15 protein-coding genes are annotated in these 15,277 nt (G+C 53.3%); 10 read left to right on the plus strand and 5 right to left on the minus strand.

The annotated features are described in order from the left end of the window. Positions 1 to 156 precede the first annotated feature (156 nt). From coaBC to slmA, 3 genes are all read left to right on the plus strand, one after another. Complete coding sequence (gene coaBC, locus WFN87_RS17775; protein WP_008457434.1) at positions 157 to 1,368, plus strand: bifunctional phosphopantothenoylcysteine decarboxylase/phosphopantothenate--cysteine ligase CoaBC; 1,212 nt, start codon at positions 157 to 159, stop codon at positions 1,366 to 1,368. Further along, positions 1,346 to 1,804 carry a dUTP diphosphatase gene (dut, locus tag WFN87_RS17780; protein ID WP_336983465.1) on the plus strand — a complete coding sequence of 153 codons (459 nt, stop codon included), beginning with the start codon at positions 1,346 to 1,348 and terminating at the stop codon, positions 1,802 to 1,804. Before coaBC ends, dut begins: the two co-directional genes overlap by 23 nt. Before the next feature lie 120 nt (positions 1,805 to 1,924). Then, positions 1,925 to 2,521: a nucleoid occlusion factor SlmA gene (gene slmA, locus WFN87_RS17785; RefSeq protein ID WP_008457430.1), complete on the plus strand. Its 597-nt coding sequence runs from the start codon at positions 1,925 to 1,927 to the stop codon at positions 2,519 to 2,521. A 37-nt stretch (positions 2,522 to 2,558) separates the two neighbouring features. Here slmA and pyrE read toward each other — a convergent pair whose 3' ends face one another. Together pyrE and rph are read right to left on the minus strand one after the other, a co-directional pair. After that, positions 2,559 to 3,200 carry an orotate phosphoribosyltransferase gene (gene pyrE / locus WFN87_RS17790; RefSeq protein WP_008457428.1) on the minus strand — a complete coding sequence of 214 codons (642 nt, stop codon included), beginning with the start codon at positions 3,198 to 3,200 and terminating at the stop codon, positions 2,559 to 2,561. Positions 3,201 to 3,264: 64 nt separating this feature from the next. Continuing rightward, entirely contained in the window at positions 3,265 to 3,981 is a 717-nt protein-coding gene (gene rph / locus WFN87_RS17795) for a ribonuclease PH (protein ID WP_008457427.1), read from the minus strand. A 125-nt stretch (positions 3,982 to 4,106) separates the two neighbouring features. Here rph and WFN87_RS17800 point away from each other — a divergent pair, with 125 nt between their 5' ends. Beyond that, on the plus strand, positions 4,107 to 4,970 hold the full coding sequence (locus WFN87_RS17800; protein ID WP_008457425.1) for a YicC/YloC family endoribonuclease: 864 nt from the start codon (positions 4,107 to 4,109) through the stop codon (positions 4,968 to 4,970). Positions 4,971 to 5,015: 45 nt separating this feature from the next. Here WFN87_RS17800 and WFN87_RS17805 read toward each other — a convergent pair whose 3' ends face one another. Further along, positions 5,016 to 5,405, minus strand: coding sequence for a hypothetical protein (locus tag WFN87_RS17805; RefSeq protein ID WP_008457423.1), 390 nt, complete (start codon positions 5,403 to 5,405; stop codon positions 5,016 to 5,018). Between the two features lie 186 nt (positions 5,406 to 5,591). On the opposite strand from WFN87_RS17805, the gene WFN87_RS17810 reads away from it, so the two are divergent. Next, positions 5,592 to 6,209: a trimeric intracellular cation channel family protein gene (locus WFN87_RS17810; RefSeq protein WP_008457422.1), complete on the plus strand. Its 618-nt coding sequence runs from the start codon at positions 5,592 to 5,594 to the stop codon at positions 6,207 to 6,209. Here WFN87_RS17810 and ligB read toward each other — a convergent pair. Further along, positions 6,206 to 7,894, minus strand: a complete 1,689-nt coding sequence (ligB, locus tag WFN87_RS17815; protein ID WP_336983464.1) for an NAD-dependent DNA ligase LigB — start codon at positions 7,892 to 7,894, stop codon at positions 6,206 to 6,208. The genes WFN87_RS17810 and ligB overlap by 4 nt on opposite strands. 257 nt (positions 7,895 to 8,151) lie before the next feature. Here ligB and gmk point away from each other — a divergent pair, with 257 nt between their 5' ends. From gmk to recG, 5 genes are read left to right on the plus strand one after another with little or no spacing between them, the layout of a single operon-like run. Then, positions 8,152 to 8,775 (plus strand): guanylate kinase, encoded by a 624-nt coding sequence (gene gmk / locus WFN87_RS17820; RefSeq protein WP_008457418.1) that lies wholly within the window; start codon positions 8,152 to 8,154, stop codon positions 8,773 to 8,775. Positions 8,776 to 8,829: 54 nt separating this feature from the next. Beyond that, positions 8,830 to 9,105 carry a DNA-directed RNA polymerase subunit omega gene (gene rpoZ, locus WFN87_RS17825; protein ID WP_008457417.1) on the plus strand — a complete coding sequence of 92 codons (276 nt, stop codon included), beginning with the start codon at positions 8,830 to 8,832 and terminating at the stop codon, positions 9,103 to 9,105. Positions 9,106 to 9,123: 18 nt separating this feature from the next. Next, a complete protein-coding gene (gene spoT / locus WFN87_RS17830; RefSeq protein ID WP_166995804.1) occupies positions 9,124 to 11,244 on the plus strand; it encodes a bifunctional GTP diphosphokinase/guanosine-3',5'-bis pyrophosphate 3'-pyrophosphohydrolase in 2,121 nt (706 codons plus the stop codon). A 4-nt stretch (positions 11,245 to 11,248) separates the two neighbouring features. After that, positions 11,249 to 11,938 (plus strand): tRNA (guanosine(18)-2'-O)-methyltransferase TrmH, encoded by a 690-nt coding sequence (gene trmH / locus WFN87_RS17835; RefSeq protein WP_336983463.1) that lies wholly within the window; start codon positions 11,249 to 11,251, stop codon positions 11,936 to 11,938. Positions 11,939 to 11,941: 3 nt separating this feature from the next. After that, positions 11,942 to 14,023 carry an ATP-dependent DNA helicase RecG gene (gene recG / locus WFN87_RS17840; protein ID WP_336819421.1) on the plus strand — a complete coding sequence of 694 codons (2,082 nt, stop codon included), beginning with the start codon at positions 11,942 to 11,944 and terminating at the stop codon, positions 14,021 to 14,023. Here the strand turns inward: recG and gltS are convergent. After that, complete coding sequence (gene gltS, locus WFN87_RS17845) at positions 14,020 to 15,222, minus strand: sodium/glutamate symporter (RefSeq protein ID WP_213716157.1); 1,203 nt, start codon at positions 15,220 to 15,222, stop codon at positions 14,020 to 14,022. The genes recG and gltS overlap by 4 nt on opposite strands. Between the last annotated feature and the right edge of the window lie 55 nt (positions 15,223 to 15,277).

Genomic DNA, 15,277 nt, shown 5'->3' on the forward strand with positions numbered 1-15,277 from the left:
CCCTCTCTTAACACTTTCATGATGCGGCCTTTTTTATTATCAGGCGATGAGCGGGTTTTGGTCTTGCGTAGTGCCTCGCAAACTGCAAAAAGTCGCCTGTCAGGGATTGTGATAAAATGGCCATTCGACTGTGACTTCCAACGGATAAAAATCATGATGGGACTTTCCGGCAAGAAAATTGTTCTTGGTGTGAGCGGCGGTATTGCGGCCTATAAAACACCTGAGCTGGTTCGTCGTCTGCGCGATCGCGGAGCGGATGTACGAGTGGTAATGACCGAGGCGGCGAAGGCCTTCATCACGCCACTAAGTTTGCAAGCAGTGTCCGGTTATCCTGTGTCCGACAGTTTGCTAGACCCCGCAGCAGAAGCCGCCATGGGCCACATCGAACTCGGCAAATGGGCAGATTTAGTGATACTCGCACCTGCGACAGCAGACCTGATTGCGCGCGTGACCGCAGGCATGGCAAACGACCTGGTCAGCACTATTTGCCTGGCAACCGCCGCACCGGTTGCCGTTGTTCCGGCAATGAACCAACAAATGTTCCGCGCGGCCGCCACTCAACATAATTTGGACGTGCTAAGCGCTCGTGGTCTCCTGATTTGGGGCCCGGATAGCGGAAGTCAGGCCTGCGGTGATATTGGACCAGGCCGAATGTTAGATCCGCTAACGCTGGTTGATATGGCCGTTGAACATTTCTCCGTAGTCAAAGATCTGCAACATCTGAACGTCATGATTACCGCCGGCCCAACGCGCGAACGCCTGGATCCCGTCAGATACATTACTAACGACAGCTCAGGAAAGATGGGGTTTTCTATAGCCGCCGCAGCGGCAGCGCGCGGGGCAAACGTAACCCTGATTTCAGGCCCGGTAAATCTGCCTACTCCGGCATGGGTCAACCGCATTGACGTCACTACGGCGCTGGAAATGAATGAAGTGGTCCAAAAACGCGTCACCGGGCAGCATATATTCATTGGCTGTGCCGCCGTTGCCGACTATCGAGCAGCCGTGGTTGCTGACGAGAAAATTAAAAAGCAAGGCGATGAAATTACGCTAAAAATGGTCAAAAACCCGGATGTTGTTGCGGGTGTTGCGGCGCTTTCTGAAGGACGTCCCTATGTAGTAGGGTTTGCCGCCGAAACAAATAATGTGGAAGAATACGCCCGGAAAAAGCGTGCCGCTAAAAACCTGGATCTGATCTGCGCTAATGACGTATCTCAGAATAATCAAGGGTTTAATAGCGATAATAACGCATTGCACCTTTTCTGGCAGGAGGGAGACAAAGTCTTACCGCTTGAGCGTAAAGCACTCCTTGGCCACCTTTTACTGGACGAGATCGTTACCCGCTATGATGAAAAAAATCGACGTTAAAATTCTGGACCCGCGAGTTGGTCAGCAATTCCCGTTACCAACTTACGCCACCTCCGGCTCTGCCGGTCTTGACCTGCGCGCTTGCCTGGATGACGCCGTAGAACTTGCACCTGGTGCAACAACGCTGCTGCCAACCGGCCTGGCTATTCACATTGCTGACGCCTCTCTGGCAGCGGTCATCCTGCCTCGTTCCGGCCTGGGCCACAAACACGGTGTTGTGCTGGGTAACCTGGTGGGGCTGATTGACTCCGATTATCAAGGCCAGCTGATGGTTTCTGTCTGGAACCGCGGCCAGGACAGCTTCACCATTCAGCCCGGCGAACGCATTGCGCAGATGGTCTTTGTACCTGTTGTGCAGGCCGAATTTAACCTGGTTGAAGATTTTGACGTCAGCGACCGTGGCGAAGGCGGATTTGGTCATTCAGGCCGCCAGTAATACCGTTTTATCAACGTAACCCTACCGCGTAGATAACGTTAAAACAGACCGCAAACCAAGCGTTTGTGGGCGCGGTTCGGTGCTTACCTGACAAGGTATTTTTCAGGGGTATTTTAGAACATGGCAGAAAAACAGACCGCGAAAAGGAATCGTCGCGAGGAAATACTTCAGTCTCTGGCCCAAATGCTCGAATCCAGCGACGGCAGCCAACGCATTACGACCGCTAAACTAGCGGCAACCGTTGGCGTGTCCGAAGCCGCACTTTATCGGCATTTTCCCAGCAAAATGAAAATGTTCGATAGCCTGATTGAGTTTATCGAAGATAGCCTGATTACCCGCATTAACCTGATTCTAAAAGATGAAAAAGACACGCTGGCCCGCCTGCGGTTGATCGTACTTTTGGTGTTGGGTTTTGGTGAACGGAACCCAGGTCTGACGCGTATCCTCACCGGGCACGCGCTGATGTTTGAGCAGGATCGCCTGCAGGATCGCATCAACCAGCTATTTGAACGCATTGAGGTTCAGCTGCGCCAGGTCATGCGTGAAAAGAAAATGCGCGAAGGCGAAGGGTTTAGCACCGATGAATCCTTGCTGGCGAGCCAGCTACTGGCTTTCTGTGAAGGAATGCTGTCACGATTTGTGAGAAGTGATTTCCGCTATCTGCCTACGGATGATTTTGATACCCGCTGGCCGCTGATTGCTGCTCAGCTTTACTAGTCAATAAGGGCCGGAAGGCCCTTATTTATTTTCCGACTTAGACGCCGAACTCTTCGCGATATTTACGCACTGCAGCCAGCTTGTCCGCCATTTCTGGCTTCTCTTCCAGGTAAGAAATCAGGTCTTTGAGCGTGATGATCGAAATGACTTTGCACTGATAGTCGCGCTCAACTTCCTGAATGGCGGAGATATCCGCACGGCCACGCTCCTGTCGGTCAAGAGAAATAAGCACCCCGGCAAGGCTCGCACCGTTCGCGGCAATGATCTCCATTGACTCACGAATAGCGGTCCCAGCCGTTATCACGTCGTCCACCAGCATAACGCGGCCCTGAAGCGCACTGCCCACCAAATTACCGCCTTCGCCATGATCTTTCGCTTCTTTGCGGTTAAAGCAGTAAGGCACATCGCGCTCGTGATGCTCAGCCAGTGCCACCGCGGTCGTTGTCGCGATAGGAATACCTTTATAAGCCGGGCCAAAGAGCAGATCAAAATCGATGCCGGAGTCCATCAGAGCGGCAGCATAGAAACGCCCTAATAACGCCAGATCGCGCCCGGTATTAAACAGCCCGGCGTTGAAGAAATAGGGGCTAGTGCGCCCGGATTTCAGCGTGAATTCGCCAAACTTGAGTACCTGTTTGTTAAGCGCAAACTCAATAAACTGGCGCTGATACGGTTTCATGGATTTGCTCCTTAGCATTGTGACACGGACATAAAAAAGCGACTTCTCAGTCGCTTTTAAAAAATTAATTTTCTAACGCCGCCTTCTGCGACGCGATGATGGAATCAATGCCCCCTCGAGCCAACGCCAGTAGCGCCAATAACTCTTCGTGGGAGAACGGCTCACCTTCCGCAGTACCCTGCACCTCAATCATGCGCCCGTCTTCCATCATGACAACATTCATGTCGGTTTCGGCTGCCGAGTCTTCGACATATTCCAGATCGCAGAGAGCTTCACCGTTGACGATACCAACGGAAACCGCCGCAACCATCCCTTTCATAGGATTAGTTTTCAGTTTGCCAGAAGCGACCAGACCGTTTAACGCATCGGCCAGCGCTACACAGGCACCGGTGATGGACGCGGTGCGAGTGCCGCCGTCGGCCTGCAGAACGTCGCAGTCGAGGGTGATAGTAAATTCACCTAATGCTTTTAGATCCACCGCTGCGCGTAATGAACGGGCGATGAGACGTTGAATCTCGAGAGTACGGCCACCTTGTTTGCCTTTTGCCGCTTCACGGGCATTACGGCTATGGGTTGCACGCGGCAGCATGCCGTATTCAGCGGTGATCCAGCCCTGACCCTGGCCTTTCAGAAAGCGAGGCACGCCTTCTTCAAGGGTCGCGGTGCACAACACTTTGGTATCACCGAACTCGACAAGCACGGAACCTTCAGCGTGTTTAGTGTAATGACGGGTCAGGGTAACTGGGCGCACTTGTTCGGCGCTACGACCTGATGGACGCATGGGCTTTTCTCCGGCTAAAACGAATGTGGCTGCGCATTATACGGACTTCAGGCGCTTATTCCTATCCTGCAAGACCCCTGATGGCTATAATCCCCCCATACATTAGCTGAAAACGGGTACGTACTATGATCCGCAGTATGACCGCCTACGCCCGGCGTGAAGTAAAAGGTGAATGGGGCTCCGCCTCCTGGGAATTACGCTCGGTAAACCAGCGCTATCTTGAAACGTATATCCGCATGCCGGAACAGTTCCGCAGTCTTGAGCCTGTTGCTCGTGAGCGCATTCGCAACCGCCTCACCCGCGGAAAAATTGAGTGCAACCTGCGCTTTGAGCCCGATGCCCGTTCACAAGGATCGCTGATTCTTAATGAAAAGCTGGCTAAGCAGCTGGTTGAGGCCGCTAACTGGGTCAAAATGCAAAGCGATGAAGGTGAAATCAACCCGGTTGATATTCTACGCTGGCCAGGCGTGATGGCCGCTCAGGAGCAGGATCTTGATGCGATTACCGCTGAAATCCTTTCCGCCCTTGATGGCGCCCTGGACGACTTTATTGTTGCCCGTGAAACCGAAGGTCAGGCCCTGAAAGGGCTGATTGAACAACGCCTGGAAGGCGTCAGCGCCGAAGTGGTTAAAGTCCGTGCTCAAATGCCAGAAGTAGTGAAATGGCAGCGCGAGCGCCTGGTTAACAAGCTGGAAGAGGCCGAAGTTCAGCTTGAGAACAACCGCCTTGAACAAGAACTGGTGCTGATGGCACAGCGCATTGACGTCGCGGAAGAGCTGGACCGTCTGGAAGCCCACGTCAAAGAGACCTACAACATCCTGAAAAAGAAAGAAGCCGTTGGTCGTCGCCTCGACTTTATGATGCAGGAGTTTAACCGCGAGTCGAATACTCTGGCCTCCAAGTCTATCAATGCCGACGTGACCAATTCAGCTATCGAGCTGAAAGTCCTGATCGAGCAGATGCGCGAACAGATTCAGAATATCGAATAGCGTGACATAAGCCTGCGTTCAGCAGGCTTTTTCTTTTGATGCGTACTAGGTATACGCCAATAGCTGCTCCGCAGTGATAAGCCTCATCTTTTCAAGCTGAATAGCTACCGCTCTCGGAGAACGTTCAAACTCATCCCCCAGGGTTTCGATAGCGCCAGTTTGCTCAAATCGCTCTGCAAGGATCAGTTTCTCTTCTTCGGCCCAGGGAAAGTGAGACTTAGCCGGACGCCCTTCGGCAAGGTTACGCTGCTGTCTCTCCTCAGGGGTTAGCCTGGGCTTTTTCTGTTTTTCCGGGCTCACCGACAGCTCCTCAGCCAGGGCAAACAGCGCTCTTATCGCTTCCGGCTTATTGGCTGTTGATTTAGCGCCAAGCACCTCTCCAGTTTCTGGATTGACGCCATTTGCTAGCGCTTTTAACATCGCCGATATTTTCATTGCGCCTCCTTAAATACTTCTACTAATCCATTTAATTTTAAAAGAACCTGACAACACCCAAATATAAAGGACAAATTTTATATTTTGGATAAATAAAACTAATCCATATTCATTCAGCTTAGAAAATCTCAATCGTGACATAGTGCACAAAACGTTACCCTCTGCCGGTATTCTGAGGGGACAAATATGCTGCTACACATTCTTTATTTGATTGGTATTACGGCGGAAGCCATGACCGGGGCCCTGGCCGCCGGGCGTCGTCGCATGGATACGTTTGGCGTCATTATTATCGCCACTGCCACGGCGCTGGGCGGCGGTTCTGTCCGCGATATTCTGCTGGGCCACTATCCCCTCGGCTGGGTGAAACACCCTGAGTACGTAGTGATTGTTGCCGTTGCGGCAGTACTCACAACCATCATGGCTCCCGTAATGCCGCACCTACGCAAACTCTTTTTGGTACTGGATGCGCTGGGTCTCGTTGTCTTTTCTATTATCGGTGCGCAGGTTGCTTTGGATATGGGCGAAGGCCCAATCATTGCAACCATTGCCGCCGTTGTCACCGGCGTCTTTGGCGGTGTGCTAAGAGATATGTTCTGCAAACGAATTCCCCTCGTGTTCCAGAAAGAACTGTACGCTGGTATCGCCTTTGCTTCAGCCGTGCTGTATATCGCGCTGCAGCACTACGTCAGCAGCCATGACGTCGTGGTTATAGCAACCTTATTGTTCGGCTTTAGCTCTCGGCTACTGGCACTGCGCCTGCGGCTTGGTCTACCTGTATTCCATTACAAACACGCCGATCACTAATGACCAAAACCCGGGATGTTATGCTGGCCAAGGAAGGCGGCCAGGGCAATCACCTGTGGATGCTTCATAAAATCGACTAACTGACTTGCCCGCTTAGCCCCCACTCCGGGTAAAGTTTGCCATCGGGATTGATCCCAGTCGCCAAGCTGCTGCCAGTGCTTGTCTTTAAGAACGGCATGCGAACTTCGCGGCAGCGGCATCCCTAAGGCCAATACCCAGCGGATAAACGGCTGTTTTCGGGACAGAGAAAACTGATGCCATAACAGCTCGGCTTTTTTCACTGAAATTCCCGGTAAACCAGACAGAATTGTCTTGTTCAAATCCAGCCATGAAAAAACGTGCTGAAAGCGTGACGTCATGTGTAAATGGCGCCAGGTGCTTTGACTAACGCCAGCCAAATCCAGAACTTGCTTTTGGCTCATCCCCGTCAGACGGGCAATAAATTGTTCTGCGCATTCAGATGAAGCATAAAGGCAAGTCACCGGTGTAAAAGCCACCATTTCCGGTATGGATGAGTCTCGCTGGCTGACGCGCCAGACGACTTCGTCCATCCGAGGTATTCCCTGTCCCGCCAGACTTATTTTTACTTTATCACCGGCCACAACATCCCATTCCTGCCAGCGCTTTAGTGAACCGATATTCACTCGTCGAACACGTTTATCGTCGAGCTGAACCTCTTCCAATTCAAGCACGACGGACACCTTACCCGTTCGCCCTACGGCAAAATCAACGTTATGGACCACGGCGATTTGCTCAGCAGGAGGATATTTCCACGCGATGGCCCACTCCCCCTGCCCCGGCTGCCAGAATTTAGCCTCGGGTTCACGTTCCTGACGAATCACAATGCCATCCGTGACAAAGGGAAGAGACTGGCGAAACCACCCCTCACGTAAGCGGGCAATTTCATCAATGTTTGTTACAGGCCGGGACCATAGAGCCGTCAGAGAAAACCCGGCATCACGCAATATACTGCCTTTTTCAGCATGGCTTTTGGGGCCATCTGGCCATGCCCAGATAAAAATGCCCAGCGCGTCTGGATCGCTAACCGCCCCGGTACGAAGCATTTCCCCGGCAACTTTAGATCTCGCATTCACACCTCCAGCCAGGCTTTGAATATGGCCTTCCCGTTTCAGGAAAAGCTCGCCTTGCAGCACACTGTTCGCAAGAGATCCGGCAAGATGAAGGGGTATGGCATCAATACCGGCAGCTTTATGCGTCCAGTCCTCTCCTTTAATGCCATTGCCACGGCTTAGCATTTTCACCAGCCGCCCTTGTTGATAGACCAGTGTGATAGCCACCCCATCTACTTTGGGCTGAACCCATAAGTTCTGTCGGCCTGCAGCCCATAGCTCGACTGCACGTTTATCCGGTAACTTTTTCAGCCCTGTATGCGCAACAGGATGAGACGAGTTTCCTGCTGCTCCCATCCTTGCAGATTCCGCCTCTTGCCCCTGTTTAATGCAGCGCCTCCAGACAGACAATGTCTCCTTTAAGTCATCGTAAACGGCATCGCTCACCAAACTTTTTCCCTGCTGGTAATAGGCGTCATCCCAGAGGGATAGCTGGTGCGTAAGGCGTTCAATCTCCTTCTGTGTTCTGACATCAGACCATGCTGGACACGATGCCATTACCGTTGATGAAACCCCCAGTAAAATGACAAAAACTGCTAACGCGACCCCTTTCATACCACCCTCCATTTCCTTTCTCCGGGGAGGTATAACCGTGTCCAGCATCAATCGCGAGCATGAAAGATCCTGCGTACGAGATACGTCCCTAAAAACTAATCTCGTTGCATCGAGAATGACAAAAAGGTGGAAAACATCGCGTAAAACACGAGAAAAAACGTACCTGGCAATGACAAAACCTACGTACTGGGGCAGCGGTGTGTATAATATGCCGGTAGACGCTCTTCCCTTTATGCATACCGATTAAGTTAGAACTCATGGCTCAAGGCACGCTTTATATTGTTTCCGCTCCAAGTGGCGCGGGTAAATCCAGCCTCATCCAGGCTTTGTTAAAGACGCAACCGCTGTATGACACCCAGGTTTCCATCTCGCACACCACTCGCGGTGAACGCCCAGGTGAAAATCACGGGGAACATTACTTCTTTGTCAGCAAAGACGAATTCCAGCAGATGATCGCTGAAGACGCTTTTCTTGAGCACGCGGAAGTATTTGGTAACTACTACGGTACATCCCGCCAGGCGATCGAAAATGTGCTGGCGACCGGCGTAGATGTGTTTTTAGATATCGACTGGCAGGGTGCAGAGCAAATTCGTAAGAAAATGCCGCAATCCCGCAGTATCTTTATTCTGCCGCCGTCAAAAGACGAGCTGGACCGGCGCCTGCGTGGTCGCGGTCAGGATAGCGAAGAGGTGATTGCAAAACGCATGGCGCAAGCCGTTGCAGAAATGAGTCACTATGCGGAGTATGATTACCTTATCGTTAATGATGACTTCGACACTGCCCTGTCTGATTTAAAGATAATCATTCGTGCCGAGCGTCTACGAATGGGTCGCCAAAAGATGCGACATGACGCTTTAATCAGCAAACTATTGGCAGACTGACACCAGTTTCAGTATCATGCCCAGTCATTTCTTCACCTGTGGAGCATTTTAATTATGGCACGCGTAACCGTTCAGGACGCTGTAGAGAAAATTGGTAACCGTTTTGACCTGGTACTTGTGGCCGCGCGTCGCGCTCGTCAGATGCAGGTTGGCGGTAAAGATCCGCTGGTACCGGAAGAAAACGATAAAACGACCGTTATCGCACTGCGTGAAATCGAAGAAGGGTTGATCACCAACCAGATTCTCGATGTTCGTGAGCGCCAGGAACAGCAAGAGCAGGAAGCCGCAGAACTGCAGGCCGTGACTGCTATTGCTGAAGGTCGTCGTTAATTAGCCTGCGGGTAGCCCTTGTATCTGTTTGAAAGCCTGAATCAGCTGATTCAAAACTATCTGCCAGAGGAGCAAATTAAGCGCCTCCGGCAGGCATACCTTGTCGCACGTGATGCTCACGAGGGACAAACACGTTCAAGCGGTGAACCCTATATCACCCATCCCGTCGCCGTTGCCTGTATCCTGGCCGAGATGAAACTCGACCATGAAACGCTAATGGCAGCGCTTCTGCATGACGTGATTGAAGACACCCCGGCCACCTACCAGGATATGGAACAGCTGTTTGGCAAAAGCGTTGCCGAACTGGTGGAAGGGGTTTCTAAGCTAGATAAACTGAAGTTCCGCGATAAGAAAGAGGCTCAGGCCGAAAACTTCCGCAAAATGATCATGGCGATGGTGCAGGATATTCGCGTCATTTTGATCAAGCTTGCCGACCGCACGCACAATATGCGCACGCTTGGGTCATTGCGCCCAGATAAACGCCGCCGTATTGCCCGTGAAACCCTCGAAATTTATAGCCCACTCGCTCACCGTCTCGGTATTCATCACCTGAAAACCGAACTGGAAGAGCTTGGCTTTGAAGCGCTTTATCCGAACCGCTACCGCGTTATTAAAGAAGTGGTAAAAGCGGCGCGAGGTAACCGCAAAGAGATGATTCAAAAAATCCTCTCTGAAATCGACGGGCGTCTTCAGGAGGCAGGCATTGCCTGCCGCGTTAGCGGTCGCGAAAAGCACCTTTACTCCATTTACTGCAAGATGACGCTCAAAGAACAGCGTTTCCATTCGATCATGGATATCTACGCGTTTCGCGTCATTGTCCATGACATGGATACCTGCTATCGCGTCCTCGGGCAGATGCACAGCCTCTATAAACCTCGTCCAGGGCGGGTGAAAGACTATATCGCCATCCCGAAAGCGAACGGCTATCAGTCCCTGCACACCTCAATGATTGGGCCGCACGGCGTCCCGGTTGAAGTGCAAATCCGTACTGAAGACATGGATCAGATGGCGGAAATGGGGGTTGCTGCGCACTGGGCTTATAAAGAGCAAGGCGAAAGCAGCACGACGGCACAAATCCGCGCTCAGCGCTGGATGCAAAGCCTGCTGGAGCTGCAGCAAAGCGCCGGTAGTTCATTTGAATTCATCGAGAGCGTAAAATCCGATCTGTTCCCGGATGAGATTTACGTTTTCACCCCGGAAGGCCGCATTGTAGAGCTGCCCGCAGGTGCAACGCCGGTGGACTTCGCCTACGCGGTACATACCGATATCGGTCACGCCTGCGTAGGCGCTCGCGTCGATCGCCAGCCTTACCCGCTTTCACAGTCGTTGACCAGCGGGCAGACTATCGAAATCATCACCGCACCCGGGGCGCGTCCAAACGCCGCATGGCTTAATTTTGTTGTCAGTTCCAAAGCTCGCGCCAAAATTCGCCAAATGCTGAAAAATCTGAAGCGTGATGATTCCGTCAGTTTAGGGCGTCGCCTGCTCAACCATGCGCTCGGTGGCAGCCGTAAACTGGCTGAAATTCCTGCCGAAAATCTCCAGCGTGAACTGGACCGCATGAAGCTTGCGTCACTTGACGACCTGCTGGCCGAAATTGGCCTCGGGAACGCAATGAGCGTCGTCGTGGCGAAAAACCTGCAAGGGGAATCACCGGTTGCTGCTCAGTCAGGCACAGCGCCTTCAGCAAATCACAGCAACTTGCCAATCAAAGGTGCAGACGGCGTTCTGATTACCTTTGCCAAGTGCTGCCGCCCAATTCCGGGAGATCCTATCGTCGCTCACGTCAGCCCAGGTAAAGGGCTGGTTATCCATCATGAGTCTTGTCGAAACATTCGTGGCTACCAGAAAGAGCCCGAGAAGTTTATGGCCGTGGAATGGGATAAAGAGATCGAGCAAGAGTTTATCACCGAGATCAAGGTGGACATGTTTAACCACCAGGGTGCGCTGGCAAACCTGACCGCGGCAATAAACACTGCGGGCTCTAACATCCAGAGCCTGAACACCGAAGAGAAAGACGGCCGCGTATACAGCGCCTTCATTCGCCTGACAGCCCGGGATCGCGTCCATCTGGCGAACATCATGCGCAAGATTCGCGTGATGCCGGATGTGATTAAAGTGACCCGCAACAGAAACTAGAGTTATGAATCCTCAACGTTATGCGCGTATTTGCGAGATGCTCGCCAGACGCCAGCCGGACCTGACCGTTTGTATGGAGCAGGTGCACAAGCCCCATAACGTCTCCGCCATCATCCGTACCGCCGACGCCGTAGGCGTGCATGAAGTGCACGCCGTTTGGCCAGGGAGCCGTATGCGCACCATGGCGTCTTCCGCCGCAGGAAGTAATTCCTGGGTTCAAGTCAAAACACACAAAACTATCGGCGAAGCCGTCCGGCAGCTCAAAAGCGGCGGCATGCAAATTCTGGCGACTCATCTTTCCGATAAAGCCGTCGACTTCCGTGAGATAGATTACACTCGCCCCACCTGCATTCTGATGGGTCAGGAAAAAACCGGCATTACCGAAGAGGCGCTCGCGCTTGCCGATCAGGACATCATTATTCCTATGATCGGTATGGTGCAATCCCTGAACGTGTCCGTCGCCTCGGCGCTGATTTTGTACGAAGCCCAGCGCCAGCGCCAAAACGCAGGCATGTATCAGCGTGAAAACAGTACGTTACCGGAAGCTGAGCAGCAGAGACTGCTGTTTGAAGGTGGCTATCCTGTGCTGGCGAACGTTTCCCGCCGGAAAGGCTTACCGTACCCACATGTGAATCAGCACGGTGAGATAGAAGCTGATGCCGCATGGTGGGCCACGATGCAGTCGGCGAAATAAGCCATGAAAGGCCGCCTGCTGGATGCCATACCGCTAAGCACGCTTGCCGGAGTAGGCGCCAGCCAGAGCGGAAAGCTGGCCAAAATAGGCCTGCATACCATCCAGGATCTGCTGCTGCACCTGCCGCTTCGCTACGAAGACCGTACCCATCTTTACCCCATTAACGACCTTCAGCCGGGCCTGTACGCCACGGTGGAAGGCGAAGTGCTGAACAGCAATATCACCTTCGGCGGACGCCGGATGATGACCTGCCAGATTAGCGACGGCACCGGCATTCTCACGATGCGTTTTTTCAATTTCAACGCCGCGATGAAAAACAGCCTTTCTGCCGGCAAGCGCGTGCTCGCCTACGGTGAAGCCAAACGCGGCAAATACGGTGCCGAGATGTTCCACCCTGAATACCGCATTCAGGGCGACCTCAGTACGCCGGATCTGCAGGAAACGCTCACGCCGGTTTACCCGACGACCGAGGGAATCCGCCAGGCTACGCTACGTAAGTTGACCGATCAGGCACTCGAGCTGCTGGATACCTGCGCAATTACCGAACTTCTGCCCGCCGAACTGAGTCAGGGCATGATGAGCCTGCCGGAGGCATTACGCACCTTGCACAGGCCGCCGCCGGACATGAAACTGGCCGATCTGGAAACCGGTAAACACCCGGCTCAGCAGAGATTAATCCTCGAAGAGCTACTTGCCCATAATCTGAGTATGCTGGCGCTACGAGCCGGGGCACAGCGCTATCATGCGCTACCGCTGGTTAATCACGACGCACTAAAAAACCAGTTACTTGCTGCCCTGCCCTTTAAGCCTACCGGAGCTCAGGAGCGAGTCGTCGCAGAAATAGAACGAGATATGGCGCTGGACGTACCTATGATGCGTCTGGTGCAGGGCGACGTAGGTTCCGGTAAAACGCTGGTTGCCGCCCTGGCAGCCCTTCGTGCTATCGCACACGGTAAGCAGGTTGGCCTGATGGCCCCCACAGAATTGCTGGCTGAGCAACACGCCAATAACTTCCGTCAGTGGTTTGAACCATTAGGTATCGAGGTAGGCTGGCTGGCAGGGAAGCAAAAAGGCAAAGCCCGGATTGCGCAACAGGAAGCCATTGCCAGCGGCCAGGTTTCGATGGTGGTTGGCACTCACGCTATTTTCCAGGAGCAGGTTCAGTTTGCCGGGCTGGCGCTGGTTATCATTGATGAGCAGCACCGTTTTGGCGTGCATCAACGCCTGGCGCTGTGGGAAAAAGGTCAGATTCAGGGCTTCCATCCTCATCAGCTGATCATGACCGCAACGCCGATTCCACGCACGCTGGCGATGACTGCCTATGCTGACCTCGATACCTCAGTCATCGATGAATTGCCGCCGGGACGAACGCCAGTCACTACCGTGGCAATAGCGGACACCCGCCGCAGCGAGATAATTGAGCGAGTACGCAACGCCTGCCGCGACGAAAAACGTCAGGCATACTGGGTTTGTACGCTGATTGAAGAGTCTGAACTGCTGGAAGCCCAGGCTGCGGAAGTGACCTGGGAAGAGCTAAAAACCGCCCTCCCGGAGCTTAACGTTGGTCTGGTACACGGGCGCATGAAGCCACAGGAAAAACAGGCGGTAATGCAGGCCTTCAAGCAGGGCGAACTGCATCTTCTGGTCGCCACCACGGTGATTGAAGTCGGCGTGGATGTGCCCAACGCCAGCCTGATGATCATCGAAAATCCTGAGCGTTTAGGGCTTGCGCAACTCCACCAGCTCCGCGGCCGTGTTGGCCGTGGCGCCGTGGCCTCTCACTGCGTGCTGCTGTATAAATCCCCGCTATCCAAAACGGCACAGCTTCGCCTGCAGGTGCTGAGAGACAGTAATGATGGTTTTGTGATTGCGCAAAAAGACCTGGAGATCCGCGGGCCTGGCGAGCTGCTAGGAACTCGCCAGACGGGTAACGCAGAATTCAAAGTGGCCGATCTGCTGCGGGACCAGGGAATGATCCCGCAGGTTCAGCGCCTGGCGCGCCATATCCACGAACGCTATCCTGAACAGGCTAAGGCGCTGATCGAACGCTGGATGCCGGAAACCGAGCGTTACTCCAACGCTTAAGCAAACAGCGGTAGCATCAGGAACAGCTTGATCACCACCGCATTCACGATGTCGATAAAGAACGCCCCCACCATCGGCACCACCAAAAATGCCATATGCGACGGACCAAATCGCTCGGTAATCGCCTGCATATTAGCAATCGCCGTCGGTGTGGCGCCCATGCCAAAACCACAGTGACCAGCGGCCAGCACCGCCGCATCGTAGTTTTTGCCCATCAAACGCCAGGTGACAAAAATGGCGTACAGCGCCATAAACAACGTTTGTACGGCCAGAATAGCCAGCATCGGTAACGCCAGAGAGGCCAGTTCCCAAAGTTTAAGGCTCATTAACGCCATCGCCAGGAACAGCGAAAGGCTGACGTTGCCCAGTACGGAAACTGCCCGTTCGAAGACACGATAGAAACCCACGGCCGCGAGCAAATTACTGAGAATCACGCCAATAAACAGCACGCAGACAAACGTCGGCAGCTCAAAAGGTGTGCCCTGCAATAACCCAGCAACGACACGCCCTACCGTCAGGCAGATAGCAATCAGGGCGATGGTTTCAATCATCACCAAAGAGGTAATGACCCGCCCGACATCTGGCTTTTCAAACGCGCCTGGGATCTCGTTGTCTTCAGGCGCACCATTCGGCGTAGACGAATGTTTAACCAGGTAGCGGGCAACCGGGCCACCAATTAAACCGCCCAGCACCAGGCCAAAAGTCGCACAGGCCATAGCGACTTCCGTCGCATTCTGGAAACCATAGCGTTCGGTAAAGAGTTTGCCCCAGGCTGCACCGGTACCGTGCCCGCCGGACAACGTTATCGAACCGGCCAGCAGCCCCATCAGCGGATCGAGCCCCAACATGCTGGCCATACCGATGCCAATGGCGTTCTGCATGACCAGTAGCCCAACGACGATAAACAGGAAAATCCCCACCACCTTCCCGCCTTTGCGCAAACTGGCGATATTCGCATTCAGGCCGATTGTGGCAAAGAAAGCGAGCATCAAAGGATCTTTGAGGCTCATATCAAACTCAATTTCCCAGCCCATGCTCTTTTTCAGGACAAGCAGGGCTATCGCCACCAGCAGCCCACCGGCCACGGGTTCAGGAATAGTGTATTTTTTGAGGAAAGGGACCGAGTGGACCATTTTACGCCCCAGAAGCAGCACTAACGTGGCGGCCACCAGGGTAGAAAGGGTATCAAGATGAAACATTGCAGGGCTCCTTTTATTGCGCATCCATCATTCGCGCTTAATTATCCTTCGCTGT

The organism is Cedecea sp. AS113 (assembly GCF_037152415.1).
Taxonomy (GTDB): Bacteria; Pseudomonadota; Gammaproteobacteria; order Enterobacterales; family Enterobacteriaceae; genus Cedecea.

Bases quoted from the DNA above. Each gene is read 5' to 3' on its own strand.
- coaBC (WP_008457434.1), top strand. From the start codon at position 157: ATGGGACTTTCCGGCAAGAAAATTGTTCTTGGTGTGAGCGGCGGTATT.
- dut (WP_336983465.1), top strand. From the start codon at position 1,346: ATGATGAAAAAAATCGACGTTAAAATTCTGGACCCGCGAGTTGGTCAG.
- slmA (WP_008457430.1), top strand. From the start codon at position 1,925: ATGGCAGAAAAACAGACCGCGAAAAGGAATCGTCGCGAGGAAATACTT.
- pyrE (WP_008457428.1), bottom strand. From the start codon at position 3,200: ATGAAACCGTATCAGCGCCAGTTTATTGAGTTTGCGCTTAACAAACAG.
- rph (WP_008457427.1), bottom strand. From the start codon at position 3,981: ATGCGTCCATCAGGTCGTAGCGCCGAACAAGTGCGCCCAGTTACCCTG.
- WFN87_RS17800 (WP_008457425.1), top strand. From the start codon at position 4,107: ATGATCCGCAGTATGACCGCCTACGCCCGGCGTGAAGTAAAAGGTGAA.
- WFN87_RS17805 (WP_008457423.1), bottom strand. From the start codon at position 5,405: ATGAAAATATCGGCGATGTTAAAAGCGCTAGCAAATGGCGTCAATCCA.
- WFN87_RS17810 (WP_008457422.1), top strand. From the start codon at position 5,592: ATGCTGCTACACATTCTTTATTTGATTGGTATTACGGCGGAAGCCATG.
- ligB (WP_336983464.1), bottom strand. From the start codon at position 7,894: ATGAAAGGGGTCGCGTTAGCAGTTTTTGTCATTTTACTGGGGGTTTCA.
- gmk (WP_008457418.1), top strand. From the start codon at position 8,152: ATGGCTCAAGGCACGCTTTATATTGTTTCCGCTCCAAGTGGCGCGGGT.
- rpoZ (WP_008457417.1), top strand. From the start codon at position 8,830: ATGGCACGCGTAACCGTTCAGGACGCTGTAGAGAAAATTGGTAACCGT.
- trmH (WP_336983463.1), top strand. From the start codon at position 11,249: ATGAATCCTCAACGTTATGCGCGTATTTGCGAGATGCTCGCCAGACGC.
- recG (WP_336819421.1), top strand. From the start codon at position 11,942: ATGAAAGGCCGCCTGCTGGATGCCATACCGCTAAGCACGCTTGCCGGA.
- gltS (WP_213716157.1), bottom strand. From the start codon at position 15,222: ATGTTTCATCTTGATACCCTTTCTACCCTGGTGGCCGCCACGTTAGTG.